This window comes from Sphingomonas sp. JC676, assembly GCF_014489075.1.
Lineage (GTDB): Bacteria > Pseudomonadota > Alphaproteobacteria > Sphingomonadales > Sphingomonadaceae > Sphingomonas.
Genome location: NZ_JACTGR010000002.1, coordinates 418,516 through 444,532, shown reverse-complemented (window position 1 = coordinate 444,532; position 26,017 = coordinate 418,516). Strand labels below are relative to the sequence as shown.

Annotated in this window: 20 protein-coding genes; 16 read left to right on the top strand and 4 right to left on the bottom strand. The window is 66.1% G+C overall.

Annotation, left to right across the window (positions count from 1 at the left end; translation table 11 throughout):
• Positions 1–43: 43 nt before the first annotated feature.
• Together IAG41_RS08870 and IAG41_RS08865 are read right to left on the bottom strand one after the other, a co-directional pair.
• Positions 44–469, bottom strand: a complete 426-nt coding sequence (locus tag IAG41_RS08870) for a DUF5990 family protein (protein ID WP_187728252.1) — start codon at positions 467–469, stop codon at positions 44–46.
• Entirely contained in the window at positions 469–1,161 is a 693-nt protein-coding gene (locus tag IAG41_RS08865) for a type II secretion system protein N (protein ID WP_316251121.1), read from the bottom strand. The genes IAG41_RS08870 and IAG41_RS08865 overlap by 1 nt, the downstream gene beginning before the upstream one ends.
• Positions 1,162–1,184: 23 nt before the next feature.
• Here IAG41_RS08865 and IAG41_RS08860 point away from each other — a divergent pair, with 23 nt between their 5' ends.
• The 3 genes from IAG41_RS08860 to IAG41_RS08850 are packed head-to-tail and all read left to right on the top strand — an operon-like array spanning position 1,185 to position 3,642.
• A complete protein-coding gene (locus IAG41_RS08860) occupies positions 1,185–2,225 on the top strand; it encodes a penicillin-binding protein activator (RefSeq protein ID WP_187728251.1) in 1,041 nt (346 codons plus the stop codon).
• A complete protein-coding gene (locus IAG41_RS08855; RefSeq protein WP_187728250.1) occupies positions 2,222–2,770 on the top strand; it encodes a type II secretion system protein GspJ in 549 nt (182 codons plus the stop codon). The genes IAG41_RS08860 and IAG41_RS08855 overlap by 4 nt, the downstream gene beginning before the upstream one ends.
• A complete protein-coding gene (locus IAG41_RS08850; RefSeq protein ID WP_187728249.1) occupies positions 2,767–3,642 on the top strand; it encodes a general secretion pathway protein GspK in 876 nt (291 codons plus the stop codon). Before IAG41_RS08855 ends, IAG41_RS08850 begins: the two co-directional genes overlap by 4 nt.
• Here IAG41_RS08850 and IAG41_RS08845 read toward each other — a convergent pair.
• Positions 3,639–4,958, bottom strand: coding sequence for a sensor histidine kinase (locus IAG41_RS08845; protein WP_187728248.1), 1,320 nt, complete (start codon positions 4,956–4,958; stop codon positions 3,639–3,641). The two genes, IAG41_RS08850 and IAG41_RS08845, sit on opposite strands and share 4 nt — an antisense overlap.
• Positions 4,948–6,339, bottom strand: coding sequence for a sigma-54-dependent transcriptional regulator (locus IAG41_RS08840; protein ID WP_187728247.1), 1,392 nt, complete (start codon positions 6,337–6,339; stop codon positions 4,948–4,950). The genes IAG41_RS08845 and IAG41_RS08840 overlap by 11 nt, the downstream gene beginning before the upstream one ends.
• Positions 6,340–6,496: 157 nt before the next feature.
• Between IAG41_RS08840 and IAG41_RS08835 the strand changes: the two genes are divergently transcribed.
• From IAG41_RS08835 to IAG41_RS08775, 13 genes are all read left to right on the top strand, one after another.
• Complete coding sequence (locus tag IAG41_RS08835; RefSeq protein ID WP_187728246.1) at positions 6,497–6,724, top strand: hypothetical protein; 228 nt, start codon at positions 6,497–6,499, stop codon at positions 6,722–6,724.
• Positions 6,725–6,797: 73 nt separating this feature from the next.
• Positions 6,798–8,093, top strand: coding sequence for an efflux RND transporter periplasmic adaptor subunit (locus IAG41_RS08830; protein WP_262408556.1), 1,296 nt, complete (start codon positions 6,798–6,800; stop codon positions 8,091–8,093).
• A gap of 20 nt (positions 8,094–8,113) precedes the next feature.
• Positions 8,114–8,794 carry an ABC transporter ATP-binding protein gene (locus IAG41_RS08825; RefSeq protein ID WP_187728245.1) on the top strand — a complete coding sequence of 227 codons (681 nt, stop codon included), beginning with the start codon at positions 8,114–8,116 and terminating at the stop codon, positions 8,792–8,794.
• Positions 8,795–8,817: 23 nt separating this feature from the next.
• Complete coding sequence (locus IAG41_RS08820) at positions 8,818–11,280, top strand: FtsX-like permease family protein (RefSeq protein ID WP_187728244.1); 2,463 nt, start codon at positions 8,818–8,820, stop codon at positions 11,278–11,280.
• A 9-nt stretch (positions 11,281–11,289) separates the two neighbouring features.
• On the top strand, positions 11,290–13,791 hold the full coding sequence (locus tag IAG41_RS08815; protein WP_187728243.1) for an ABC transporter permease: 2,502 nt from the start codon (positions 11,290–11,292) through the stop codon (positions 13,789–13,791).
• Positions 13,792–13,818: 27 nt separating this feature from the next.
• Positions 13,819–16,311, top strand: coding sequence for an ABC transporter permease (locus tag IAG41_RS08810; protein ID WP_262408555.1), 2,493 nt, complete (start codon positions 13,819–13,821; stop codon positions 16,309–16,311).
• A 10-nt stretch (positions 16,312–16,321) separates the two neighbouring features.
• Complete coding sequence (locus IAG41_RS08805) at positions 16,322–18,832, top strand: ABC transporter permease (RefSeq protein ID WP_187728241.1); 2,511 nt, start codon at positions 16,322–16,324, stop codon at positions 18,830–18,832.
• A gap of 135 nt (positions 18,833–18,967) precedes the next feature.
• Complete coding sequence (locus IAG41_RS08800; RefSeq protein ID WP_187728240.1) at positions 18,968–19,588, top strand: CerR family C-terminal domain-containing protein; 621 nt, start codon at positions 18,968–18,970, stop codon at positions 19,586–19,588.
• Complete coding sequence (gene hlyD, locus IAG41_RS08795; protein WP_222950599.1) at positions 19,585–20,592, top strand: secretion protein HlyD; 1,008 nt, start codon at positions 19,585–19,587, stop codon at positions 20,590–20,592. Before IAG41_RS08800 ends, hlyD begins: the two co-directional genes overlap by 4 nt.
• A 5-nt stretch (positions 20,593–20,597) precedes the next feature.
• Positions 20,598–22,322 (top strand): ATP-binding cassette domain-containing protein, encoded by a 1,725-nt coding sequence (locus IAG41_RS08790; RefSeq protein ID WP_187728239.1) that lies wholly within the window; start codon positions 20,598–20,600, stop codon positions 22,320–22,322.
• Entirely contained in the window at positions 22,319–23,452 is a 1,134-nt protein-coding gene (locus tag IAG41_RS08785; RefSeq protein WP_187728238.1) for an ABC transporter permease, read from the top strand. The genes IAG41_RS08790 and IAG41_RS08785 overlap by 4 nt, the downstream gene beginning before the upstream one ends.
• Before the next feature lie 27 nt (positions 23,453–23,479).
• A complete protein-coding gene (locus IAG41_RS08780) occupies positions 23,480–24,592 on the top strand; it encodes an ABC transporter permease (protein WP_262408554.1) in 1,113 nt (370 codons plus the stop codon).
• A 4-nt stretch (positions 24,593–24,596) separates the two neighbouring features.
• Complete coding sequence (locus tag IAG41_RS08775; RefSeq protein WP_262408553.1) at positions 24,597–25,994, top strand: efflux transporter outer membrane subunit; 1,398 nt, start codon at positions 24,597–24,599, stop codon at positions 25,992–25,994.
• Positions 25,995–26,017 lie beyond the last annotated feature (23 nt).

Below are 26,017 nucleotides of genomic sequence, written 5' to 3'. Positions count from 1 at the left end.
TGCTGCCTTGAGCTACGGCGGCTCGTCAGAGACGGGCCAAATGCTATCCGATCCTGCGCCTTTTAACCGGTATGGTCGCGCAGGCGGGCGTGCCGTCCTTGCCCGTGCCGTTGACCACGGTCTCCAGCATACCCTCGCCAGCCACAGCGCGATCGAGCAATGCCTGGTCGATATCGTGGATGTCGATCTTCATCCGGCGCGACCAGGGTGAGGCGCTATCGCCGGCGGACTGGCCGATGCGGATATAGACGAAGCGCCGCTGGGGGCCTTCGCGCCGCACCTGATCGCCGAAGAATTTGGGGCCCGGCGCGATGCGGATCGGAAAGTCGAATGCCAGCGGCTCGCCGGATTTCGAGCGTTTCGGATCGAGCGGGCCGTCCTCCTTGGACTGGAGGCTGTGGAGGACGCCGACAACCGGCTGCTCGATCACGATCCGCATGCGGATTTCCGCCTGGTCCGCCTTGGCCATTACATGCTGCCCTGAATCCGCGCGCCTCCCGGCAGACCGACGAACGGCAACGTCACGGCGCCGTCGGGCGTCAGCCCCATATCGATCGCTCCGTCCTCGCTGAGCGTCGCGTCGAGCAGGACCCTACGCCGCTGCGTCATCGGTGCGAGCCGGATCATCGTCCGGTTGCCGACATGCTCGGCGGTCAGGATCAAGGCGGGCAGGGCGGATGCCGCGCCTGCACCCTTGGGGCGGCAGCTGCCGGGATCGGTGGTGAGGTTGCCGTCGAGCAGCTGCGTGCCGCCGCCGATCGCGATCCGCTCCATCTGGATCTGCATCGTCAGGTCGCAGGTGAAAGGCAAATTGGGCTGGATCGCCTGGAGCAGGCTGGCGTCGGCCGATCCGCTCACCTTGTCGAGCACGGTGCGCCCGCCCAGGTGCATCAGCATCTGGCCGCCCAGATCGGTGTTCGGCCCGGTCGCCTTCCAGTCCGCAGCGAAACCTAGGCTGACTAGCGAGCGAAGCGGTGCCATGTGCCATTCGAGCTTGCTGCCGCCGGCGACGCCCACTTCGCCGTTCCACACCGTGCCCGCCACGCCGGTGCGCCAGGGCTGGTTCTGGACGATCACGCTCGCCGGCATGGTGACGAGCATCGCAAGGGCATAGGAGGCTATGCCCAGCACGGCGAAGAGGATAATACGCCGCCGTGCCACACCACCAATTTCCGGAGTCGGCAATGAACCGGCGCGTAATGCTGAGGTTCTTGCAATCAGGCCTGGTCGCAACAGCGGCATCGGTCGTGCTTCCCTCGTTCGCTCTTTCGGCAGAGAAGAAGGACAAGCGTCCCGTCGCCCTGCTGGTGCCGCTCACGGGCCCGCGAGCGCGGCTGGGGCTTAGCATGCAGCAGGCGGCGTTGCTCGCGGAAAACAGCGCTTTCGTACAGACTTTCGACACCGGCGGGACCGCAGCGGGTGCGGCAGCTGCGGCTGCCAAGGCGCTCAAGCAGCATCCCGCGATGATCCTCGGGCCGCTTTCGGCCGAGGAAGTGCCCGCAGTCTCCAGCACCGTCGCGCGCCGCGTGCCGATCATCGCCTTCAGCAACGATTCGGTGCTCCGCCAGCCGGGAACCTGGATCTTTGGGATCACCGCCGGCCAGGTGACCAGCGCGATCCTGCGCTACGCCCGCAGCCGCGGGATCAGGTCGGTCGCGGTGATCGACGACGGTTCGCCGTGGAGCGCCGCCTCGGTGCTGGCGGCGGGGCAGATGGAGACCGAACTCGGCCTCACGCTGCGCGTGCTCGAAGTGAAGACCGGCCAGAAGCTGCCCGAGGCGGGCGACGCGCCCGACGCGGTGCTGCTGCCCGGCAGTGGCGAGGCGGTGCTGGCGGCGGCGCGCAACCTGCGCGACACCGGCATCCAGTTCCTCGGCACGCTCCAGGGCCTCGACCACCGTCCGGTGGCGCTGGAGGCGCTCGACGGCGCCTGGATCGCCAGCCCCGATCCGCAAAGCTTCGGGACCTTCGCCAGCGCGTTCGCGGCGCATAATGGCGGCAATCCCGGGACGATTGCCGCTTTGGCCTATGATGCGGCGGGCATCGCCAATGCATTGCGCGGCACCAACACGCTCAACCCGCAAGGACTGATGGACAGCAAGGGCTTCCACGGTGTCACCGGCCCCGTGCGCTTCCGCACCGACGGATCGGTCGCGCGTGACTTCGCCATCCTCGTCGCCCGTAAGCAGGGCTATGAACCGGTGGCGGTGAGCTCGGGATCGTGAAAAATCGGCCCGAAGCCGGGCAAAGCGGCTTCACCCTGATCGAACTGATGATTTCGCTCGGCCTGTTCGCGCTGATCGCGGTGGCGGGGCTGGCGCTGGTTGACGGCATCATCAACGTCAACCAGCGCACCGAAGGACGGCTCGATCGCCTCGCGGCGCTGCAGCGGATGATGTTCGTGCTGACCAGCGATCTCGACCAGGTCTCCAACGGCCGCATCGAAGGCGGCGGCAACAGCATCTCGTTCACGCGCACCGCGCCAGGGTTCGGCGGCATTTCGGTTCCGGTCAAATATGCGGTCGCCGCCGGTGTGCTGGTGCGCGGGGCCGGGCCGGCGCCGCAAATGCTGCTCCCGGGTGTTGCAGAGGCGCGCTGGCGCTTCTGGGACGGCGCCTGGGTCGATCGCTGGCCGATCGACGACAAGTCGGCCGACCGCTGGCCGCGCGCGGTTTCGGTCGACCTGCAGGTAGCGGGGCCGAGCGGCGCTCCGGTGCTGCTCCGTCGTGTCGTGACGCTCCCCGCCAAGCCCGAAGAGCCGCAGCAATGAAGCGTCGCGACGACGAGGCCGGGATGATCCTGGTCAATGTTTTAATGTTCGTCGCGATCGCGAGCGGGATCGTGCTATTGCTAATCAGTCGCGAAGAGCTGGCGCTCGACCGGGGCTTGCGGATGCGCGAGGCGGCACGCGCGCTCGCGGTGGTTCGCGGCGGCGAACTCTCCGCGCTGGTGGCGCTGCGCCGCGACGCCGAAGTGGCGCCCGACGTCGACCATGTCGGCGAGCCCTGGGCGAAGCTTTCGGAGGCCGGCGCGCCGATCGAGGGCGGCACTTTCGACCTGGCGATCGCCGATGCGGAGGGCCGCTTCAACCTCAATTCGCTGCGTACCGGTGAGGCGGCGTCGACCGTGCTGTTCCAGACGATTGGGCACGAAGCGGGGCTGACGCCGGAGCAGATCGTCGCGACCATCGAATATGTCCGGCTGCGCGGCCCCGTTACCGATATCCGGCCACTCCGACTGGCGGGCATCGATCCCAAGTCGGTCGCGCAGCTCGAGCGGCTCGTCACCGCGCTGCCTGGCACCACTGCGCTCAATCTCAACGCGGCGGACGAGGAGATGCTGCGCATCCTGTTCCACGATCCGCTGGTCGCCTCGCGGCTGGCGGCGGTGCGGAAGCGCCAAGGCTATCTGACGCTCAAGGACCTGTCTGACCAGAACGTCACCATGCCCTGGGGGGCGTCGTTCCGTTCGGACAGCTTCTGGGTGCGCACCCGCGCGACGATCGGGGGCACCAGCCAACAGACCGCCACGCTGATCCAGCGCAAGCGCCTGCCCGACGGGCGGATCGAAGTCGTCCCGGTCGAGCGCTGGCGCAACGCCGCGGTCCCGCCCGGCGCGCCGGCGTTCCCGACGAAGACCTAAAGCAATATCCGGAACAGCGCGCCGCCGCCCGGCGCGTCGAGGATGTCGATCGCGCCGCCATGCGCGACGATGATCTGGCGCGCGAGGTTGAGGCCTACTCCGGTGCCGGTCGCGCGCGTCGTGAAGAAGGGGAGGAATACGTCCTGGCGCAGCGAATGCGGCACGCCGGGACCATTGTCCTCGACCTCGATCACGGTCGCCGAGCCTTCGGTGAACAGCCGCAGGGCGAGCTGCGGCGCCTCGATCGCGGCCATCGCCTGGGCCGCGTTGCGCAGCAGGTTGATCAGCACCTGCGCGAGCAGATCGGGATCCGCATTGAGCGCCACGGCGTCCGAGACCAACAGTTCGAGCGGAACCTGGGGCATCTCGGCCGAAAAGATGCGCGCCAGCTCGCCGGCCCACGGCGCGGCGGCAAAGACCTGGCGCTTCACTTCGGGCGGCTGCGCGATCGCGCGATAGGCCTCGATGAAGTTGCTCAGCCCCTGCGCGCGGCGCGCCAGAGTCAGCACTGCCATCCGCGCATCGCCCACCCGCGGATCCGCCGAGAGCGCGGGATCGGCGAGCAGGTCGGCGGCGGTGGCGGCGAGCGACGTGACGGGCGTCAGCGAATTGAGGATTTCATGCGTGAGCACGCGGACCAGGTCGGTCTGTGCGGCCATCTCGACGGTGTCTAGCGTGCTCTGGATCGGCTGGAGGCTGATCGCCCGGGTGCGCTGGCCGAGCCGCTCGAGCGTGGCCGAACGCACCAGCACGCGTTGCGTCCTACCATCGATATTGAGAATCAATAGCTCTTCGCTGGCGCCTTCCTGGGACAGGCGTCGCGCGAAAGTGGCGCCGTAGATGGCGAAGTCCTCGGCGTGCGTGCCCTGGTTGTTCTTGAACAGCCGCCGCGCCGCCTTGTTGGCGAGCGCGACATGGCCGTCAGCGTCGATCGTCAGCACGGCGACCGGCGTATCGTCGACCAGGGCGTCGAGATAGCGCAGTTCGCCCTCCGTCCGGTTCTGCGCCGCGCGGAACCGCCCCATCGCCTCGTTGAGCGATCCGGCCAGCTCGCCGAAGCCCGCACCGCCGCCGGTGTCGAACAGGATTGCCGTGTCGCTGAACTTGAGCGCCTCCAGGAAGCGCGCCACGGTGCGGTTGGTCCGCGTGACGTGACGCCAAAGTCCTGCGAACACGGCCACGACGAACAGCACCGCGACGATGCGCGCAGCGACCAGCCCCGGCGTCGCGAACGCGGCGACACAGGTGAGGAGCGCCAATGCCAGCGCCGCGATCCAGCCGATCAGGCCGATCGTGAAGCGCCGGTCAAAGCCCATGCTTCTCCATTCGACGATAGAGCGCGGCGCGCGACAGCCCCAGTTCCCCGGCGGCGAGCGAGATGTTGTAGCCGTGCTTCTTCAGCGCTTCCTCGACCAGCCGGCGCTCGACGCGCTCGAGGTTAAGGTCCTCGGCCGCCCTGGGCGCCACCACCGCCTGCGGGGCGATGCGCGGGCTCGCGGAGATCAGCGCGAAATCCGCGGGCTCCAGCGGCACGTCGCGGGCCAGGATCACGGCGCGTTCCAGCGCGTGGCGCAGCGCACGGACATTGCCGGGCCAGTCATGGTGGAGCAGCGCCATCCGCGCCGCCGGGCTCAGTTCGGGCACTGTGCGGCCATAGCGCTTGGCGTAGTGGACGAGATAATGGTCGATCAACTCGGGCACGTCCTCGCGCCGGTCGCGGAGCGGTGGCAGGTCGATCTCGACCGTGTTGAGCCGGAACAGCAGATCCTGGCGGAAATGCCCCTCGTCGCGCAGCTTTTCGGGGGGCAGATTGGTCGCGGCGATCACGCGGATGTCGACCGGGATCGGCTTGTTGGCGCCCACCGGCGTCACCTGGCGCTGTTCGAGCACCGTCAGCAATTTGGGCTGGAGGCGGAGCGGCAAATTGCCGATCTCGTCGAGGAACAGGGTGCCGCCGTCCGCCGCCTGGATGCGGCCGACGCGATCGGTGCGCGCATCGGTGAAGGCACCCTTCACATGGCCGAACAGCTCGGAATCGATCAGATCCTCGGCCACCGCGCCCAGATCGACGGTGAGCATCACCTTGTCGGCGCGCAGCGACTGGCGGTGCAACTCGCGCGCGACCAGCTCCTTGCCGGTGCCGTTCTCGCCGAGCACCAGCACATTCGCGTCGGTGGGCGCGGCGCGGGAAATCAGCGAATGGACGCGCGCCATCGCAGGGGAATCTCCGAGCAGCTGCGATCCGGTCGGAGTAATGGGGACCGCCGGGGCCTGCTTGCCGCCTCCGACCGCGCGTCGGGAACGGCGCAGCGACGCGGCGGTGCGCACCGTCGCAAGCAATTTATCGTTCGACCATGGTTTGGAGACGAAGTCGGTCGCGCCGCGCTTCATCGCCGCCACCGCGACCTGCACCCCGCCATGCGCGGTGATCATCACCACTACCATCTCGGGATCGATCGCGAGCAATTGCTCGAGCCAGGCCAGCCCCTCGGCTGCATTGGTCGCGCCGCGTGCGAAATTGGCGTCGAGCAGCACCACGTCGGGCGTCTTCGCGCGAATCAGCGGCAGCGCCTCGTCGGGGCTCCGCGCCGTCGCCACTTCCGTGAACATGCGGCGCAGCAACAGCCGCGACGCCATGAGGATGTCGTCGTCGTCGTCAATGATGACGCAGAAATCGAATTCCGGCCCGGTCCCCATGCCGTCCACTCCCGTACAGCGCCTGTGCGATTCCGGACAATCAATTTGCGTGCCAAGGCTGACTCCAGCCTGAAGGAATTCGACGAGCGACGGTTTTCCGCGGTTGGCACGGCTCATGCTCTTCATTCCTCGCAATGCGAAGCGAGGGAGAACACCAGTGATTCGGCCACCGTCCGACAACTTGGCGCGAAAAGCGCTGCTGCTGATCGCGATAGGGTGTGCAGCGCTGGGAGTAAGCGTTTCCAAACCAGTCGCTTTCGATCTCGCCTTCGGCCGCACCAGCGGCCACGCGCTCGTCCAGATCGGCTTCGCCTCGTTTCGTCTCGCGTTCGATTCCGGACAGAAGTGTCCGAATTCGAACAGTTGCACGGGAGGGGTGCTGTGATCCGGCACCCAGCCTATCATCCCGTACCGCTTGGCACGGGGGTTGCTAAGCCATGAGCATGGGTGTCGTTCGGATGAAAAGCAGCAGCGCCGGTGACAAGCCGGTGACCGGCAGCGGGATGGACCAGATCGTCGAGACGCGGAAGCTCTCGCTTCGGGTCAAGGCCGCGATCGCCGGGGTTGTCGTGATGCTTGCCGCCAGCCTGTTCTGGTGGTTCGCGCCCAGTGGCTCCAGCCAGACGGTCGGCGCGGATCACGTCACGATTTCTAGCGTCACGCGCGGCACCTTCGATGATTTCATTCCCCTGCGTGCCCGCGTCACGCCGCTGCTCACCGTTTATATCGACGCTGTCGAGGGCGGTCGGGTCGAGAAGATGCTGGTCGAGGACGGCGCCACCCTCGCCAAGGGTCAACCGATCGCGCTGCTCTCCAACGCTGAGCTCCAGCTTTCGACGCTTGCCCGCCAGACCGAAGTCGAGCAGCAGATCAACAATATGCGCAGCCAGGAGCTCGCGCTCGCCCAGACCCGCCTCTCGAACGAGCGCGCGGTGCTCGCGGCCGAGACCGCGCTCGACAAGGCGAAGCGCCAGTACGACCGCGAGAAGCCACTCGCCGCGCGTGGCTTTGTTCCCTCGAAGCAGTTCGACGACACCAGCGCCGACTATAAGCTGGCCCGCCGCAACCTCGACGCGCTGAAGCGCAGCCAGACGACCGACGAGCGGCTCCAGGGAAGCCAGCTCTCGCAGCAGGCGGCCGCGGCGCAATCGATGCAGTCCGGCCTCGCCATCGCCCGCGCCAATCTGGACGCGCTCCAGCTCCGGGCGCCGGTCGCGGGGCAGCTTTCGGGCTTCTCGGTCCAGGTCGGCCAGTCGCTCCAGCGCGGCGAGCGCGTGGGTCAGATAGACAGCCCCGGCCGCAACAAGCTGATCGCCGGGGTGGACGAATTCTATCTCGGCCGCGTCCAGATCGGCCAGCAGGCCCGGCTCGACTGGGCCGGCAAGACCTTCGCGGCCAAGGTCACCAAAATTTATCCGCAGGTCCAGAACGGCCAGTTCCAGGTCGATCTCCAGTTCATCGGCACCGAACCGACCCAGATCCAGCGCGGCCAGACGATGCAGGCGCGCCTGACGCTGGGCGATCCGGCGCCGGCGCTGCTGATCCCCAACGGCGCCTTCTACAACGAGACGGGCGGGAACTGGATCTTCGTGGTGACCCCTGACGGCGGGACCGCGGTCAAGCGCACGGTTCGCCTGGGCCGCCGCAACTCCGAATTCGTCGAGGTCCTCGAAGGGCTCGAGGCCGGCGAGAAGGTGCTCACCTCACCCTATACCGGATATGCCGACAAGGATCGGCTAGATCTGACCAAGTAATTGCAAGGAAAGGGATTTCTATGCTGACGATGCGCGAGCTTTCGAAGGTCTACCGTGCCGACACCGTCCAGACGACCGCGCTGGATTCGATCGACCTCCATATCGCGGAAGGCGAATTCGTCGCGATCATGGGGCCTTCGGGCTGCGGCAAATCGACCCTGCTCAACATGATCGGGATGCTCGATAGCCCGTCGAGCGGCTCCTACGTGTTCAACGGCCAGGAGGTCGCCGGGCTCTCCGAGAGCAAGCTGGCGGACGTCCGCAAGGAGAATATCGGCTTCATCTTCCAGAGCTTCAATCTGGTCGACGAATTGAGCGTCCGCGACAATGTCGAGCTCGCCTTGCTCTATCACAACGTCCCCGCCTCGGAGCGCAAGCGCCGGGTGGACGAAGTGATGGACAAGGTCGGCATCGCCCACCGCGCCAAGCACCGCCCCAGCCAGCTCTCGGGCGGCCAGCAGCAGCGCGTCGCCGTCGCCCGTGCGCTCGTCGCCAGCCCCAAGCTGATCCTGGCGGACGAGCCGACCGGCAATCTCGACACGCATCACGGCGAGGAAGTGATGCGGATGCTCCAGACGCTGAACGGCGAAGGTTCGACGATCGTGATGGTCACCCACTCGCCCGCGCACGCCGATTTCGCCGGCCGCATCGTCAGCATGCTCGACGGCCGCATCCTCCAGGAGCGCCGCCGCGCGGCCTGACGGAAAGGAGAGGGGATCGGGGCATGTGGCGGAACTACATCTTGATCGCGCTCCGGCTGCTGGCGCGGAACCGCGCCTATGCCGCGATCAACATCGGCGGGCTCGCGCTCGGGCTCGCCGGCTGCCTGCTAATCCTCAACTATGTCCGTTACGAAAGCAGCTATGACAGCTGGCTGCCCGACAGCGGCCGGATCTACCAGGTCCAGTCGCAGTTCAATCTGCCCGGGCAGCCTGCACGCCATACCCAAGCGAGCCCCTTTATCCTGTACGAGAAGCTGCCGGGCGACTTTCCCCAGGTCGAAGCAGTGACTTCGCTTGCGTCCGGCAAGACCGTGACCGAACGCGACGGCCAGCCGCGGTTCATCGATTCCGCCACAGTCGACGCGAATTTCTTCCATGTCTTCGATCTTCCCTTCGCGCAGGGCACGGCGGCGACCGCGCTCCCCGACACCAATTCGATCGTGCTTACCGAGAGTGAGGCGGTCCGGCACTTCGGTACCGCCTACGCGCTGGGCAAACCGCTGAGCCTCGGGGCCGGTCCGGGCAAGCGCGACTATCGTGTCACCGGTGTGCTGCGCGATCTGCCGCGCAACACCAGCCTGCGCCTCAGCCTGCTCTTCCGCCGCGATATCAACGCGATCCCTGCGGAACAGCGCAATTGGGGCAATTTCAGCCAGCAGCATTACGTCAAGCTGCGTCGCGCCGCCGATGCCGCAGCCATCAATGCCGGGCTCCCGGCATGGGAGAAGCGCTCGATCCCCGATGATGTGATCGACGGCAAGCCGGCGACCATGTCGGACGCCATCGATCTCAGCCTGGTGCCGCTGATCCATGTCCATCTCGGCACGACCCAGGAAGCCGCGCTGACGCCCGGCGGCGATCCACGCGGGCTCGCCACCTTCGCCGTCGTCGCTTTGCTCACGCTGGCCATGGCGGTGATGAACTTCGTCAACCTATCCACGGCACGAGCAACCCAGCGTGCCCGCGAAGTCGCTGTGCGCAAGGTGCTGGGCGCGTCGCGCGGCCAGCTGATCACGCAGTTTCTCGGCGAAAGCGTCGTGATGGCGGGCGTGGCGATGCTGCTCGCGTTGACCATCGTCGAGCTTGCCACGCCGTGGATCAGCGCCGCTCTCGGCGCCGACATTCGCATCGCCTATCTCGGGCCGGCCGGGATGCTGGTGCCGGTATCGGCGCTGTTCCTTGCGACGGGCCTGCTCGGTGGGCTCTACCCGGCCTTCTATATCAGCCGCTTCCATCCGGCCGAAGTGCTTCGCGCCAACAAATCCTCGATCGAGACCCCAGGCAGCGGAAGGTTCCGCACCGGGCTGGTCATGGTTCAGTTCGCCATCGCGATCGGGCTCGTCGCTTCCACCTGGGTGATCTGGTCGCAGACGCGCTATGTCGAATCGGTCGATCCCGGCTATCGTCGCGACGGACTGATCCAGGTCGCCAACGCCTGGCGCTTCGCCAAGGGGAGCGAATATGAGGCTGCGCGGGTCGCCATGCTCGCGATTCCGGGCGTCACCGGGGTCGCGCGGACCGAAGTGGCGCTCGCCTCGGCGGACCGGCCTGTTCGCCTCGTTCAGGCGCCCGGTGCCGCCGACCTGCTGACGATGGGCTTTTTCGCCGTCGACGCCGAATATATCCAAACGGTGGACGTCGGCCTCGTCGCCGGTCGCCGCCTGGGCGATCGCTTCGCTACCGACCGGATGCTGCGCGGCGACGATCAGGCGCTTGCCGCACGCGGCCTCAACATCGTGATCAATCGCGCCGCCGTGGCCAAGCTCGGCTTTCGTGGTCCCCAGGCGGCGATTGGGCGGCAGATGCGCCTCTCGGGCGGCGGCGGCGTGATGATCCCCTCTACGATCGTGGGGGTTGTCCAGGATACTCGCTTCGGTAGCGCCCGCGAAGCGATCGAACCGGCCGTCTATTCCTATGATCCCGAGTTCACGGACCTGGTGCTCGTCCGCTTCGCCGCCGCGCGTCCAGGCGAGGTGATGGCGGGGCTGAACAAGGTCTGGCGCAAGTTCGAGCCCGAGATTCCTTTCGAGGCACGCTTCGTCGATGACCTCACTCGCGAGCTCTACGCCGCCGATCGCGCACGCGGCGCGCTGTTCGCCGGCTTCTCGGCGCTGGCAGTCCTGATTTCCTGCCTCGGCCTCTACAGCCTCGCCTCGTTCACCACCGAGCGGCGCACCAAAGAGATCGGCATCCGGAAGGTGCTGGGCGCCAAGGTGCGCGACATCGTCCGGCTGCTCGCCTGGCAATTCTCCAAGCCCGTGGTGCTCGCCAATCTCGTCGCCTGGCCGCTGGCGTGGTGGGCGATGCGCGAGTGGCTCAACACCTTCGACGCACGGATAGCGCTGACGCCGACACCCTTCGCGCTGGCGGGGCTGCTCGCGCTCGCCATCGCGCTTGCGACGGTGGCGGGCCAGTCGATCCGCGTCGCCCGCACCAATCCCATCCACGCCCTTCGCTACGAGTAGGAAAAGGTCATGTGGCGCAACTACGTGATCATCGGCCTCAGGGCCCTGACCAAGAACAAGGTCTATGCCTTCATCAACATCTTCGGCCTGTCGCTCGGGATTGCGGCATGCCTGCTGATCCTCACCTATGTCCGCTACGAGTTCAGCTACAATGCGTGGTTGCCCGACGCCGACCGGGCCTTTCAGCTGCAGACGGATTTTCACGCCACGCCGTCGGGCGGGCTCGAAGTCAAGTCGCAGACTACCGCCTATGCCGCGGCGACCGCGGTCAGGAAGGATTTCCCGCAGTTCGACCGGGTCGTCTATGCGACGGGTCAGGGCGCGATCTACGTCCAGAGCGGCCAACCGACGACCACCGACAACACGGTTCTCACCGACGGGCCTCTGTTCGATGTGATCCAGGTCCCGTTCGTTCGCGGCGATCCGGCGCATTCGCTCGATGATCCGCATTCGCTGGTGATCAGCGAGAGCGAGGCACGGAAGCGCTACGGCACCGAAGACCCGATCGGCAGGACGCTCACCGTGATCAGCGGCGACATGACCGCGGACTATCGCGTGACCGGCGTATTCAAGGATATTCCGAAGAACAGCACGTTCCGGATGACGATCGTCGCGCGGATCGATCCGGTGGACTATTTCCGGAACGCGCCTCCGGTAGTGACCTCATGGCGCTGGCAGAACGGCCAGATCTTCGTGCGGCTCAAGCCCGGCGCCGATATCCGCCAGATCCAAGCGCAGATGCCGGCATGGGAAAAGCGCAACATCCCCGATGACCTGGGTCCCGGACCCAAGACCAATCCCGGCGATTCCGAGGACTTCCTCTTCGCCAATGTCCGGGACATCCATCTCGACCAGTCGAGGGGGCCCGCGACGACGACCGATCCGGCAACGGTGCTTACTTTCGCCGTGGTGGCGCTGCTGATCCTGGCGATGGCGTGCATGAACTTCACCAACCTGGCGACCGCGCGCGCATCGCAGCGGGCGCGCGAAGTGGCGTTGCGCAAGGTGCTGGGCGCCACGCGGCGGCAGCTCATTATCCAGTTCATCGGGGAATCGATGCTGGTTTCGGGTCTGGCCACGCTCCTCGCGCTGGCGCTCGCCGAGCTGACATTGCCCTGGCTCAATGCATTCCTCGATGCCCAGATGCAGTTCAACTATCTCGGCGCGCACGGTATCCTGCTGCCGGTGATCGGGCTGGCGCTGCTCGTCGGACTCGCGGGCGGCGTCTATCCCGCTTTCTATCTCTCGCGCTTCCAGCCCGCGCGCATCCTGAAGGCGAACAAGTCCGCCGCCAATGCGGAGGGCAGCGGCCGGCTGCGCAACCTGCTGGTGGTCACCCAATTCGCCGTCTCGATCGGGCTGATCATCTGCACCGCGATCGTCTATTCGCAGACGATCTACGCGCGTTCGGTAGATGCGGGCTACAAGAAGGAAGGCCTGATCCAGCTGAACGGGATCTTCCGTCCGCAGGTCGAATCGGTAGGCAAGTCGCTGACCGAGGAGATCCGCAAGCAGCCCGGGATCGCCGACGCCGCACGCGTCGGGTTGGGCGTCGCCACGGGCAACAATTCGAGCACCGACGTTTTTCGGATCGGCAGCCAGGAGCCCGTCGAGTTGGGCATTTATGGTATCGATACCCATGCGATCGACACGCTCGGGATGCGGCTCATCGCGGGGCGCAATTTCTCAGAATCGATCGCGACAGACGATTCGACCGTCCCTTCGCTATCCAATCCGGAGATCGAGCGCCGCCTGGTGGCGCGCGGCAACAACGTCATCCTCTCTGAATCTGCTGTCAGGCGCATGGGCTTCTCCGGCCCGGCCGCGGCGATCGGCCAGCGGGTACAGAGCCAGATGGTGAGTAGCCCGACGCTGGGCATGGTGACGTCGACTATCGTCGGCGTGGTCAGCGACGTGCGCTATCGCACCGCGCGCGATCCGGTGCAGCCGATCCTCTATTTCTACGAGACGGCGGGCTTCAACCAGATGCTCGTGCGCTTCAACGGCAAGCCGACCGATGCCGATGCCCGTATCGCGGCGGTGTGGAAGCGGATGGTGCCGGACATTCCCTATGCCTCGCAATTCGTGACCGAGGTCGTCCACGATCTTTACGATGCCGATGAGACGCGGGCCCAGTTGTTCGGCATGTTCGCCATCCTCGCGGTCGTGATCGGGTGCCTCGGACTCTTCGGTCTTGCCGCTTTCACTGCAGAGCAGCGCACCAAGGAGATCGGCATCCGCAAGGTGCTGGGCGCACACACGTGGGACATCATCCGGCTGCTGGTATGGCAGTTCAGCCGCCCGGTGCTGATCGCCAATCTGATCGCCTGGCCGGTCGCCTGGTGGGTGATGCGCGGCTGGCTCAACCAGTTCGATGTCCGGATCGGTCTTGGGCCGACGCCCTTCATCGGGGCCGCACTAATCGCGCTGTTGATCGCGGTCGCGACGATCGGCGCGCACGCCTTTCGCGTTGCCCGCACCAATCCCATCCACGCCCTCCGCTACGAGTAGGACCCAGATATGTGGCGGAATTACTTGATGGTCGGTTTTCGGGCGCTGGCGAAGAACAAGACCTATGCCTTTATCAACATCTTCGGTCTGACGATCGGCCTCGCCGCGTGCCTGCTGATCTTGCTCTATGTCCGCTACGAGCGGAACTATGACGGCTGGCTCAAGGACGCCCCCCAGGTCTACCAGCTCCAGACCTATTTCACGGCGAGCGGCCGCGGCGGCGAGCAGAAAGACCTGCAACTGAGCGCGATCGCCGCGGGGCGGGCGTTCAAGAAGGATTTCCCGCAGGTTGAGAAGGTCGTCTGGATGCGCTCCTTCGCGCCGATCGTGATCCAGGGCGGCGAGCCTTCGCAGGTGCAGAAGCTGCGCATGGTCGACAGCAACCTCTTCGAAGTCTTCGATCTGCCCTTTGTGCGCGGCAGCGCGCAGACCGCGCTGCCCGACTCGCATTCGGTCGCGCTCAGCGAGAGCGAGGCGAAGCGCCGCTTCGGCGATGCGGATCCGATCGGCAAGACGATGACGATCGTCGATAACACCGGCGACGTCGATTACCGCGTAACCGCCATATTCAAGGACATCCCCAAAAACAGCAGCATTTCGGCCGAGATGATCGCGCGGTTCGATCTGGAGACGCAGTTCGCCGATCGGATGCAGCAAGTGACCCGCTTCGGCAGCCAGCAGGGATGGAATTTCGTCAAGCTGCGCAAGGGCACCGATGCCGCCGCGATCAATGCGCAGCTCGCCGCCTGGGAGAAACGCAACATCCCCGATGAAGTGACTAATGGCGAGCGGACCAACCCCGGCGACGACATGGATTTCGCGCTGGTCAATATCCGCGACGTCCATCTCGGCAAGGCGCAGATGTTCGGGCTAACGCCGGGCAACGACACTGGCACCGTCACGACGTTCGCGGTGATCGCATTGCTCGTCCTCGGCATGGCGTCGATTAACTTCACCAATCTCGCGACCGCCCGCGCGTCGCAGCGGGCGCGCGAGGTGGCGTTGCGCAAGGTTCTCGGCGCGACGCGCGGGCAGCTGATTACGCAGTTCCTCACCGAATCGATCCTGCTCGCGTTGATGGCGATGCTCGCCGGCCTCGCGCTGGTCGAACTGCTGCTGCCTGCGTTTAACCGCTTCCTCGAGACCGCGATCACGATGCATTACTGGGGCGCGGACAATGTGTGGCTCCCGGCGCTGATCCTGGTGGTGCTTGTCGGCGCGGCGGGCGGGCTCTACCCGGCCTTCTACCTCTCGCGCTTCCAGCCCGCGAAGATCCTCAAGGCGAACAATTCGGCTGCCGATACCGCGGGCTCGGGCCGGCTGCGCAGCTTTCTGGTCGTGGCGCAGTTCGCGATTTCAATCGGGCTGATCGTCTGCACCGCAGTGATCTATGGACAGACCCGCTTCGCGCAGACGCTTGACGCCGGGTATCAGCGCGAGGGCCTGCTCCAGGTCACCAACCTCGATTTCCGCGGTGCCACCCAGGCGCAGTCGCAGCAGTTGGTCGAACGCATCCGCCGCATCCCGGGAGTCCAGGCTGCGGCGCGCACGCAGATCGCCGTATCGCCCAACGGCAATTCGGCCGCCGACTTCTTCCTGCCGGGTGCGACCAGCTCGGTCTCGCTGGGCGCCTATGGCATCGAGACCGGCTTTTTCGAGGCGATGGGGATGCGGCTGCTTGCCGGGCGCTTCTTCTCGGACTCGCAGGGCAAGGATGACGCCACCACGCCGTTCCCGGTCAATCTCGACGCCGAGCGCGCGCTTGCCGCGCGCGGGATCAACGTGGTGATCAGCGAGTCCGCCGCGAAGCGCCTGGGCTTCCGCACGCCGCAGGAGGCGATTGGCAAGCCGATGCGCGGGACGCTCACCGTGCCCGAAGTCGGCCTCATCCCCTGCGCCATCGTCGGCGTCGTATCGGATGCGCGCTTCCGCTCGTTGCGCGAGCCGATCCAGCCCACCGTTTATGTCATGCAGAAGGTGGGCTTCGCGCAGGTCGCGGTGCGCTTTGCCGGCGTCACACCGTCGGAAATCCGCCAGCGGGTCGAGCGGGTCTGGCGGCAGACGATCCCGCTCGTGCCGTACAATGCGGAGTTCGCCGACGATCTGGTGCGCCAGCAATATCGCCAGGAGATCGCGCGCGGCGCGCTGTTCGCCGCCTTCTCGATCCTGACGGTCGCGATCGGCTGCCTCGGCCTATACGGACTTGCCGCCTTTACCACCGAGCGGCGGACCAAGGAGATCGGCATCCGCAAGGTGCTGGGCGCGCGCACCCCTGACATCGTCAGGCTGCTGGTATGGCAGTTCAGCCGCCCGGTGCTGATCGCCAACCTCATCGCATGGCCGGTGGCTTGGTGGGTGATGCGCGACTGGCTCAACGGCTTCGACACGCGGATTGCTCTGACGCCGATCCCCTTCGCGGTCGCCGGGCTGTTCGCGATGCTCATCGCCGTCGCCACCGTTGCCGGCCAGTCGATCCGCGTTGCCCGCACCAATCCCATCTACGCTCTCCGCTACGAGTAGGACCAAAGCCATGTGGCGCAACTATGTGACCGTCGGCCTGAGGGCCCTCACCAAGAACAAGATCTATGCCTTCATCAACATCTTCGGGCTGTCGCTCGGTATCGCTGCGTGCCTGCTGATACTCACCTATGTGCGCTACGAATTCAGCTATGACGGCTGGGTGAAGGGCGCGGAAAACGCCTACCAGTTCGAGGACTTCTACAAGCCCACCGAGCGCGGCGGCGAGGAATACAAGCTCCAGATGACCAGCTTTGTCTCGGGCACGGCGCTGCAGAAGGACTTTCCGCAGGTCGAGAAGCGCGTCTACCTTACGGGGCAGGGCATGGTCATCACCAAGGACGGCCAGCCGACGACTCCCGACCGCGGCGTGTTCGTCGACGGCAACATCTTCGACATCATCCAGATTCCCTTCGTGAAGGGCGATGCGGCCCATGCGCTCGACGACACCAGCTCGATCGTGCTGAACGAGACTGAAGCGAAGAAATATTTCGGTAACGCCGATCCGATCGGCAAGACGCTCACCGTCACCTCGCAGGATCTCAAACAGGACTATCGCGTCACCGGGGTGTTCAAGGACCTGCCCAAGAACACGCATCTACGTTTCACCGCCGTCGCGCGCTTCGATCCGCAGACCTATTTCCGCAAGGTGCCGACGATGCTGACGTCGTGGAACAACCAGGGCGGCTTCGTCTATATCAAGCTCAAGCCGGGCACCGATCCCAAGGCGCTGATGGCGCAGTTCCCCGCCTGGGAAAAGCGCAACATCCCCGACGATCCCGCCGATGGCGGTCCAAAGACCAATCCCGGCGATTCCCAGGACTGGCGCCTGACCAATATTCGCGACGTCCATCTCGGCGAGGCGCAGGACGCGACGATGATGCCCGGCGCGGACAAGCAGACGATCCTCACCTTCGCGGTGGTCGCGCTGATGATCCTCGCCATGGCGTGCATCAACTTCACCAATCTCGCCACCGCCCGTGCTTCGCAACGTGCCCGCGAGGTCGCGCTCCGCAAGGTGCTTGGCGCGACGCGGCGGCAGCTGATCTCGCAGTTCATCGGTGAATCGATCCTTGTGGCGGCGATCGCCACGGTCATCGCGCTCGCGTTCGCGGAGCTCGCGATCCGGCCGCTCAACGCCTTTCTCGAGGCCCAGATGGAGATCCATTATCTGGGCAGCGACGGGATATTGCTGCCGGTCATCCTGCTCGCTTTGCTCGTCGGCGTTGCGGGCGGCGCCTATCCGGCGATCTATCTTTCGCGCTTCCAGCCGGCGCGCGTGCTCAAGGCCAACAAGTCGGCGGCAGAGGCCGAGGGCAGCGGCCGCTTCCGCAACCTGCTCGTGATCGTCCAGTTCGCAGTGTCGATCGGGCTGATCATCTGCACCGCCGTCGTCTATTCGCAGACGATCTACGCCCGCACGATGGACGCGGGGTACAAGCGCGACGGCCTGTTGCAAGTCTATGGGCTCAACGCGCCCGCGGTGGAGCCGGTGGCGAGGACCTTCGAGGAGGAGGTGCGGCGCATTCCGGGCGTGACCGCCGCCGGCAGAACCTCGATCGCAGTCAATCCCGGCAACAACTCGATGACCAGCATACGCCAGCAGGGGCAGACCAACCCGCTCCAGATCGGCGTTTACGGAATGGACCCCGGCGTGATCGACGCGCTCGGCATGAAGCTGCTCGCCGGTCGCAATTTCAGCGAGTCGATCGCGATGGACGATGCGACCACGCCCTCGCCAGTCGATATCGAGGCGGAGAAGCGGCTGGTTGCCCGCGGAACCAACATCATCCTCTCCGAATCCGGCGCGAAGCGGCTTGGCTACCAGACGCCGCAGGAGGCGATCGGCAAGCATGTCCAGATCGGCTTCACCGTGCCCGAAGCGGGCAACTGGGTGCCCGCGACGGTGGTCGGCGTGGTGAGCGACGTACGCTACCGCAGCGTGCGCCAGCCGCTCCAGCCGATCGTCTATTTCTACCAGACCACCAACTACTTCCAACTGCTCATCCGCTCGAACGGCGATCTCAAGGCGCTCGATGCCAAGGTCCAGGCGATCTGGAAGCGGCTGGTGCCCGACATCCCCTATTTCTCGCGCTTCGTGACCGAGGTGGTCCACGATCTCTACAATCAGGACGAGAAGCGCGCGCAGCTCTTCGGGATGTTCGCGATCCTGGCGGTGGTGATCGGCTGTCTCGGCTTGTTCGGCCTGGCCGCCTTCACTGCCGAGCGCCGGACCAAGGAGATCGGCATCCGTAAGGTGCTGGGCGCGCGCACCTTCGACATCGTCCGGCTGCTGGTGTGGCAATTCAGCCGCCCGGTGCTGATCGCCAATCTGATCGCCTGGCCGGTGGCGTGGTGGGTGATGCGCGACTGGCTCAACCAGTTCGATCTCCGGATCACGCTCGGGCCCACGCCGTTTATCGGTGCCGCGCTGGTCGCGCTGCTGATCGCGGTCGCGACGATCGGGGCGCACGCCTTCCGCGTCGCACGCACCAATCCGATCAACGCGCTGCGTTACGAATAGCGTCGGCGGGTCAGCCTCGGCCCCCGACGTGCGGGCGAACGGATTGCCCCCCGTTCGCCCGTTTTTCTTTGCGCGTTGCAACCGAACAGCTATTGGGATACGTATTGTTCGTTCGAACGAACTAAACGAGTCGCGATGGTATCCCAGACCCTTCTAGACGTGGCGATAGACCAGTTCGGCCGGCAGGGTTTCGAGGGCGCGAGCACGCGTGAGATCGCGCGCGCATCGGGCACCGCGATGTCTTCGATCACCTATCATTTCGGCGGCAAGGAGGGGCTGTACCTCGCCGCCGCCGATCACATCGCCGCGCAGATCCGCGCGATGCAGGCGCCCGCCGTAGCCGCCGCGCTGGAGGCGGGCAAATCCTCCCGCGAGGGCGCGATCGAGGCCATGCTGGGCCTGCTTGCCAGCATGGCCCAGATGATGCTGCGCCCGGAAACCGAGGCCTGGTCCCGCTTCATCATCCGCGAGCAGCAATTCCCGACCGAAGCGTTCACGCGGCTGTTCGACGGCGCGATGCAGATGGTGCTCGATGCGTTCATCAAGCTGATCTCGCGCGCGCGGCCCGATCTGAACCCGCGCGAAGTGGTCGCCACCGGCATCCTGATCTTCGGCCAGGCGATGGTGCTGCGCGCCGGCCATGCCGCGGTCTGCCGGGCGCTCGGCACCGACCATATCGACGAAGCCAACGCCACCCTATTGCTGACGCGCATGCGCGCCAATGCCCTCTGCATCCTTTCGGAGACGCCGCGATGAATCGCCGCATTATCATTATCCTCGTCGTGGTCGTCGGGCTGGCGATCGCCGCGTTCGCGACCAAGGGCTTTGGGCTGTTCGCCCGGGCAGATGCGGGCCAGCTGTCGCTCTACGGCAATGTCGATATCCGCGAGGTGGACATGAGCTTCCGCGTCGGCGGCCGGATCGGCGATATCGCGGTGGACGAGGGGGCGAAGGTCAAAAGCGGCCAGCCGCTCGCCGTGCTCGACACCGCGACGATCCAGAGCCGCATGGCGGAGGCCGACGCCCGGCTGGGCCAGGCTCAGGCGCAGTTGAACAAGCTGAAGAACGGCAACCGCATCCAGGATATCGGCCAGGCGCGCGCCCGCGTTGCCGCCGCCCAGGCGGTCTATGAGAATGCCCAGCGCGACTATGCCCGCCGCCAGCCTTTGGTCGGCCCCGGCGCGATCAGCCGTGACATATGGGAGCAGACCGTCTCCGACCGCGACCGGGCCCGCGCGCAATTGCTCGAGGCGCAGCAAGGCCTGTCGCTGCTCAACGCCGGCAGCCGCACCGAGGATATCGCCGCCGCGCAGGCCGACGTCCGCGCCGCCCAGGCGACGCGCGACAGCGCAGGCACCGATCTCGGCGATACGCGTCTGGTCGCCGCAAGCGATGGCACGGTCGTCACCCGCGCCCTCGAGCCCGGCGCGATCGTCCAGCCCGGTCAGACGGTGCTCACCATCTCGATCGATCGCCCGATGCGCGTGCGTGCCTATGTCGCCGAGACCGATCTCAGCCGGATTAGTCCCGGGATGAAGGTGGCGGTAACCGTCGACGGCAATCAGAAGATCTATCACGGCACGATCGGCTATATCGCGCCCAAGGCCGAGTTCACGCCCAAGTCGGTCGAGACCGAGAATCTGCGCACCGACCTCGTCTATCAGGTCCGCGTCATCGTCGAAGATCCCGACGACGCGCTCCGCCAGGGCCAACCGGTGACGGTCAAGGTCCCCGGTGCCCGCCCGCGCCACGAGAATTGATCGTCATGGCCGGGCCGGTCGCCCGTACCGAAAATCTGGTGAAGCGCTTCGGCGAAGCGACCGCGCTCGACGGTATCTCGATGCAGATCCCCAGCGGGCAGGTGACCGGTCTGGTGGGGCCCGACGGCGCCGGCAAGACCACGCTGATCCGCATCCTCGCCGGGCTGATGGCGCCGAGCGAGGGCACGGTGGAGGTGCTCGGCAGCGCGCCCGGCGAGCGCCTCGACGATCTCGGTTACATGCCCCAGCGCTTCGGCCTGTACGAGGACCTCACCGTCATCGAGAATCTCAATCTCTATGCCGAGGTCCGCGGGCTCCCCAAGAGCGAACACGCCGAGAGCTTCAAGCGGCTGCTCGACTTCACCGATCTCGCACGCTTCCAGGATCGCCTGGCGGGCAAACTCTCGGGCGGCATGAAGCAGAAACTCGGCCTCGCCTGTGCGCTGGTCCGCACGCCCAAGGTGCTGTTGCTCGACGAGCCCGGCGTCGGCGTCGATCCGATCTCGCGCCGCGAACTCTGGGCGATGGTCGGCGACCTCACCGACCAGGGCATCGGCGTGCTCTGGTCGACCGCCTATCTCGACGAGGCGGAGAAGTGCGACACCGTCTATCTGCTCAACGAAGGCAAGTTGCTGTTCGATGGCGCGCCCGCCAACTTGACGGGCGGTGTCGCGGACCGCGTTTTCCGCGTCACCGGCTTCAAGGAGCGCCGGCGCGAGTTCCTGACCCACGCGCTCGACCGCGACGAGGTGATCGACGGTACGATCCAGGGCCGCTCGGTCCGTTTGCTAATGAAGGACGGGGCGTCGCCGCCCACGCCGCAATCGCTCGAGGCCGAGGGCGCCAAGGTCGAGCCCACGCCCGCGCGTTTCGAGGATGGCTTCATCGAGCGACTGGGCGGCGGCCCGAGCGGCACCAGCAAGCTCGCCGAGCGCTACCGCACCATCGACAAGGGCGATGGCTGCGCGATCGAGGCCAAGGGCCTGACCAAGCGCTTCGGGGATTTCGTCGCGGCCAAGGATATGAACTTCGCGATTCCCCGCGGGCAGATCTTCGGACTGCTCGGCCCCAACGGCGCTGGCAAGTCGACCACGTTCAAGATGCTCTGCGGGCTGCTCACGCCCACCAGCGGCACCGGCGCGGTTGCGGGCAACGATCTGCGGCACGCGCGCGCCGATGCCCGCGCCTCGCTCGGCTATATGGCGCAGAAATTCTCGCTCTATGGCGATCTCAGCGTCCGCCAGAATCTCGATTTCTTCGCCGGCGCCTATGATCTCGACCGCAATCAGACGAGGCGCGCGATCGAGGCGATGGGATCGATCTTCGAGCTGGAGGGCCGGTTCGATACCAATGCCGGCAGCCTGCCGCTCGGCTTCAAGCAACGCCTCGCGCTCGCCTGCGCGGTGATGCACGAGCCGCCGGTACTGTTCCTCGACGAGCCGACCTCGGGCGTCGATCCGGTCACCCGTCGAGAATTCTGGATCCATATCAACGGGCTGGTCGAGAAGGGTGTGACCGTGCTCGTCACCACCCATTTCATGGACGAAGCCGAATATTGCGACCAGGTCACTTTGATCTACCGCGCCGAGCAGATCGCCACCGGCACGCCCGATGAGCTGAAGGCCAAGGCCGGCGAACTCTCCAACGCGGACGATCCGACGATGGAGGACGCCTTCATCGCGCTGATCGAGGAATTCGACCGCCGGCGCGAGGCGAGGGAGGCGGCATGACCGGCATCCGCTCCTCGCCGCGCCGCGTCGCCGCGCTCGTCACCAAGGAAAGCGCGCAGATCCTGCGTGACCCTTCCACCTTCCTGATCGCCTTCGTGCTGCCGATGATCCTGTTGTTCCTGTTCGGATATGCGGTGTCGCTCGACAGTACCCGGACGCGGATCGCGGTGGTGCTCCAGGACAGCAGCGTCCCGGCGCTCCGCCTCGCCCAGGCCTATCAGACGTCGAAATATTTCGAGGTGACCATGGCGCGGTCGATCCAGCCGGTGCGCGAGAAGATGGTCGATGGTGAGGTCCGCGCGATCATTGTCATTCCGCCCGATTTCGGCCGGCGCTTCAACCAGGGCAGGGTGCCGCCGATCCAGATCATCACTGACGGATCGCAGCCCAACACCGCCAATTTCGCCGCCTCCTATGGCGAGGGCGTCCGCGCGCAATGGGCGGCAGCCGAAGGGCTGGAGCGCAACCCCAGCGCCGCCGACGCGCCGATCAACATCTCCGCGCGCTTCTGGTACAATCCCGAGCTCAAGAGCCGCTATTTCCTCGTCCCCGGGTCAATCGCCAACGTGATGACGATGATCGGGACCCTGCTCACCGCGCTCGTCATCGCGCGCGAATGGGAGCGGGGGACGATGGAGGCGATGATGGCCACGCCGATCAGCATGGCCGAGTTCATCGCGAGCAAGGTCATCCCTTATTACCTGCTCGCGCTCGCCTCGATGACGCTCTGCACCTTGATCGGCGTGTTCGTCTTCGGCGTACCGTTCCGCGGATCGGTGTTCGCATTGTTTCTGATCGGATCGTGCTTTCTGATGCCCGCGCTTGGGCTCGGCCTGTTCATCTCCTCGGCGACCAAGAACCAGTTCGTCGCGAGCCAGGTGGCCTTGCTCTCGGCATTCCTGCCCACCTTTCTGCTCTCGGGCTTCATCTACGAGATCGGATCGATGCCCTGGCCGATCCAGGCGCTCACCTATCTCGTCCCCGCGCGCTACCTGATCCCGTGCTTGGAATCGGTGTTCCTCGCAGGCGACCAATGGGCGCTGATCCTGCCCAATCTCGGCATCATGCTGCTGTTCGGCGCGGTGTTCTTCTTCTTGTCGTTCCGCGTCACCCGAAGGAGCCTCGACTAGATGCGCAGGCTTTTTGGAGGGGCCGGCTTGCGCCGGTTGGGGGCCATGATCGTCAAGGAGATGTGGGCGGTGCTGCGCGATCCCAAGTCGCGCGTCGTGCTGTTCGTGCCGCCCTTGATGCAGCTCTTCATCTTTACTTTCGCGACCACGCTCGACGTCAAGAATGTCGATATCGGCGTGCTCGATCGGAGCTCCGGCGCGCATTCCGCCGAGGTGATCAGCCGGATCGCGGGCAGCCCCAATTTCCGCGAGATCGTACCTCTCCGCAGCCCGAACGAGCTCAAGGACGCGATCGACAACCAGAAGGTGATCGCCGCGATGGTGATCGACGAGGATTTCGACCGCGACGTCGCTGCGCATCGGCCCGCGACGATCGGCCTGATCCTCGACGGTCGCCGCTCGAACGCGGCGCAGATCGTCGCGGGTTACCTCACCCAGATCGTCGGCGGCGTGGGTGCGGATCTCGCGCCGCGCGTCAGCACCAGACAGGGAAGCGCGGGGCAGGGGAGCGTAGTCACCAACTGGTACAACCCCTCGCTCGATTACATCTGGTTCACGCTGCCGTCGCTGGTCGCGATCATCACCTCGGTCGCGGGGCTGGCGATCACCTCGCAATCGGTGGCGCGAGAACGCGAGTTGGGCACGTTCGACCAGCTCATGGTCTCGCCCTTGCGCATCCACGAGATACTGATCGGCAAGATGGTCCCGCCTTTCATCATCGGGATGCTCAACGGCAGCCTTTATCTGGTCATCGCGCCCCTGGTGTTCGGCGTGCCGTTCACCGGATCGCTGCTGCTCTTCTTCCTCTCGCTCGCCATGTACATGCTCGCGCTGATCGGTATCGGCATGTTCGTCTCGGCGCTGTCGCAGACCCAGCAACAAGCGTTCCTGGGGGCGTTCCTGGTGACGACGCCGCTGATCCTGCTCTCGGGCTATGCCAGCCCGATCGACAACATGCCGGGCTGGCTCCAGCTCGTCACCTATCTCGATCCGGCACGCTATTTCCTCGTTATCGTCCAGGGCCTGTTCCTGAAGGCGATGCCCGCCGCCGCCGTCTTCCACCAGCTTTGGCCGCTCGGCCTGATCGCCATCGCGACGCTCTCCGCGTCCGCCTGGCTGTTCCGCGCGCGCATGGAGTAGAATGATGCCCCGCCTGCTTTCCCTCCTTTTGCTCGGCACCGCGGTCGCCGGCTGCACCGTTGGCCCCGATTACAAGCGGCCCGAGACGCCCGCCGCTTCGACCGGGGGCTGGCTCGAGCCCGGCACGCCCGGCCAGGTCGACCTCGCCTGGTGGGACAGTTTTGGCGACGCCCAGCTATCCGCGCTGGTAAAGCAGGCCGTCGCCAACGCCCCTGATCTCAAGGAAGCCCAGGCGCGCCTTGCCGAAGCCCGCGCCAATCGCGACGCCGTGGTCGGTGGGCGGCTGCCCACCCTTTCCGCCAGCGGATCCGCCACCGAGAACCGGATCAGCAGGAACGGCCAGCTCCCGATCGGCCAGATCCCCGGTGTCGATCGCGAGTTCCGCCTGTTCGATCTCGGCTTCGACGCGAGCTGGGAGATCGATATCTGGGGCCGCCGCACCCGCCAGACCCAGGCGGCTAACGCGCGTGTCGAGGTGGCCGAATATGGCCAGCGCGACGTGATGCTGACGCTGATCGCCGAGCTCGCCCGCAGCTATTTCGATTTACGCGCCGCCCAGGCCGATGCCGCTACCGCCGAAGCGACCGCCGCCGCCGATGCCGATCTTGCGCACCTCACCCATCTCCGCCTCGACGCGGGCGAAGCCTCGACCCTCGACGCCGAGCGCGCCGACGCGACGGCGCGGGCCAGTGTCTCTACCGTGCCCAATGCCCGCGCCCAGGCAGCGGCAGCGGCGTATCGCATCGCCGCGCTGCTCGGCGCCGCGCCCGAGGAAGTCGTGCCCGGTCTCACCACAACTGCCCCGCTTCCCGCCAGCCCCGACGCGATCCTGGTTGGCGTCCGCTCCGAACTGCTCGAGCGCCGGCCCGATATCCGCCAGGCCGAGCGCGAGCTTGCCGCCGCCACCGCGGACGTGGGTGTCGCCACCGCAGATCTCTTCCCGCGCTTCAGTCTGATCGGCGGTATCGGCCAGCAGGCGCGCACGCCGGGTGATATCTTCGCCGGTGACAGCACGCGCTTCCAGATCGGTCCTAGCTTTTCTTGGCCGATCTTCTCGGGCGGCACGATCCGCGCACAGATCCGCGCCGCCGATGCCCGCGCCCAAGGCGCCGCCGCGCGCTACGAAAAGGCCGTCACCGGCGCGCTTTCGGACAGCGAGTCCGCAATCAACCGATTCCTCAACGCCCGTACCTCCGAAGCCGATGCGACAGCCTCGCTGGACCGCGAACGCGCCGCTTTCGCCCTCGCCGATCGCCGCGCCGCCAGCGGTGAAGACGACCGGCTCACACTGCTCCGCGCTCGGGAATCGCTGCTGGCGGCCCAGCACCGCGCCGATCAGGCACGCGCCGCCAAGGGCCAAGCCGCGGTTGCGCTGTTCAAGGCGCTGGGCGGCGGCTGGTGACCGGGTCGATTTTGGAAAAGGGT

Coding starts and splice junctions, on each gene's coding strand:
- IAG41_RS08870 (WP_187728252.1), bottom strand. CDS start 469: ATGGCCAAGGCGGACCAGGCGGAAATCCGCATGCGGATCGTGATCGAG.
- IAG41_RS08860 (WP_187728251.1), top strand. CDS start 1,185: ATGAACCGGCGCGTAATGCTGAGGTTCTTGCAATCAGGCCTGGTCGCA.
- IAG41_RS08850 (WP_187728249.1), top strand. CDS start 2,767: ATGAAGCGTCGCGACGACGAGGCCGGGATGATCCTGGTCAATGTTTTA.
- IAG41_RS08845 (WP_187728248.1), bottom strand. CDS start 4,958: ATGGGCTTTGACCGGCGCTTCACGATCGGCCTGATCGGCTGGATCGCG.
- IAG41_RS08840 (WP_187728247.1), bottom strand. CDS start 6,339: ATGGGGACCGGGCCGGAATTCGATTTCTGCGTCATCATTGACGACGAC.
- IAG41_RS08830 (WP_262408556.1), top strand. CDS start 6,798: ATGAAAAGCAGCAGCGCCGGTGACAAGCCGGTGACCGGCAGCGGGATG.
- IAG41_RS08825 (WP_187728245.1), top strand. CDS start 8,114: ATGCTGACGATGCGCGAGCTTTCGAAGGTCTACCGTGCCGACACCGTC.
- IAG41_RS08820 (WP_187728244.1), top strand. CDS start 8,818: ATGTGGCGGAACTACATCTTGATCGCGCTCCGGCTGCTGGCGCGGAAC.
- IAG41_RS08815 (WP_187728243.1), top strand. CDS start 11,290: ATGTGGCGCAACTACGTGATCATCGGCCTCAGGGCCCTGACCAAGAAC.
- IAG41_RS08810 (WP_262408555.1), top strand. CDS start 13,819: ATGGTCGGTTTTCGGGCGCTGGCGAAGAACAAGACCTATGCCTTTATC.
- IAG41_RS08805 (WP_187728241.1), top strand. CDS start 16,322: ATGTGGCGCAACTATGTGACCGTCGGCCTGAGGGCCCTCACCAAGAAC.
- IAG41_RS08800 (WP_187728240.1), top strand. CDS start 18,968: ATGGTATCCCAGACCCTTCTAGACGTGGCGATAGACCAGTTCGGCCGG.
- hlyD (WP_222950599.1), top strand. CDS start 19,585: ATGAATCGCCGCATTATCATTATCCTCGTCGTGGTCGTCGGGCTGGCG.
- IAG41_RS08790 (WP_187728239.1), top strand. CDS start 20,598: ATGGCCGGGCCGGTCGCCCGTACCGAAAATCTGGTGAAGCGCTTCGGC.
- IAG41_RS08785 (WP_187728238.1), top strand. CDS start 22,319: ATGACCGGCATCCGCTCCTCGCCGCGCCGCGTCGCCGCGCTCGTCACC.
- IAG41_RS08775 (WP_262408553.1), top strand. CDS start 24,597: ATGCCCCGCCTGCTTTCCCTCCTTTTGCTCGGCACCGCGGTCGCCGGC.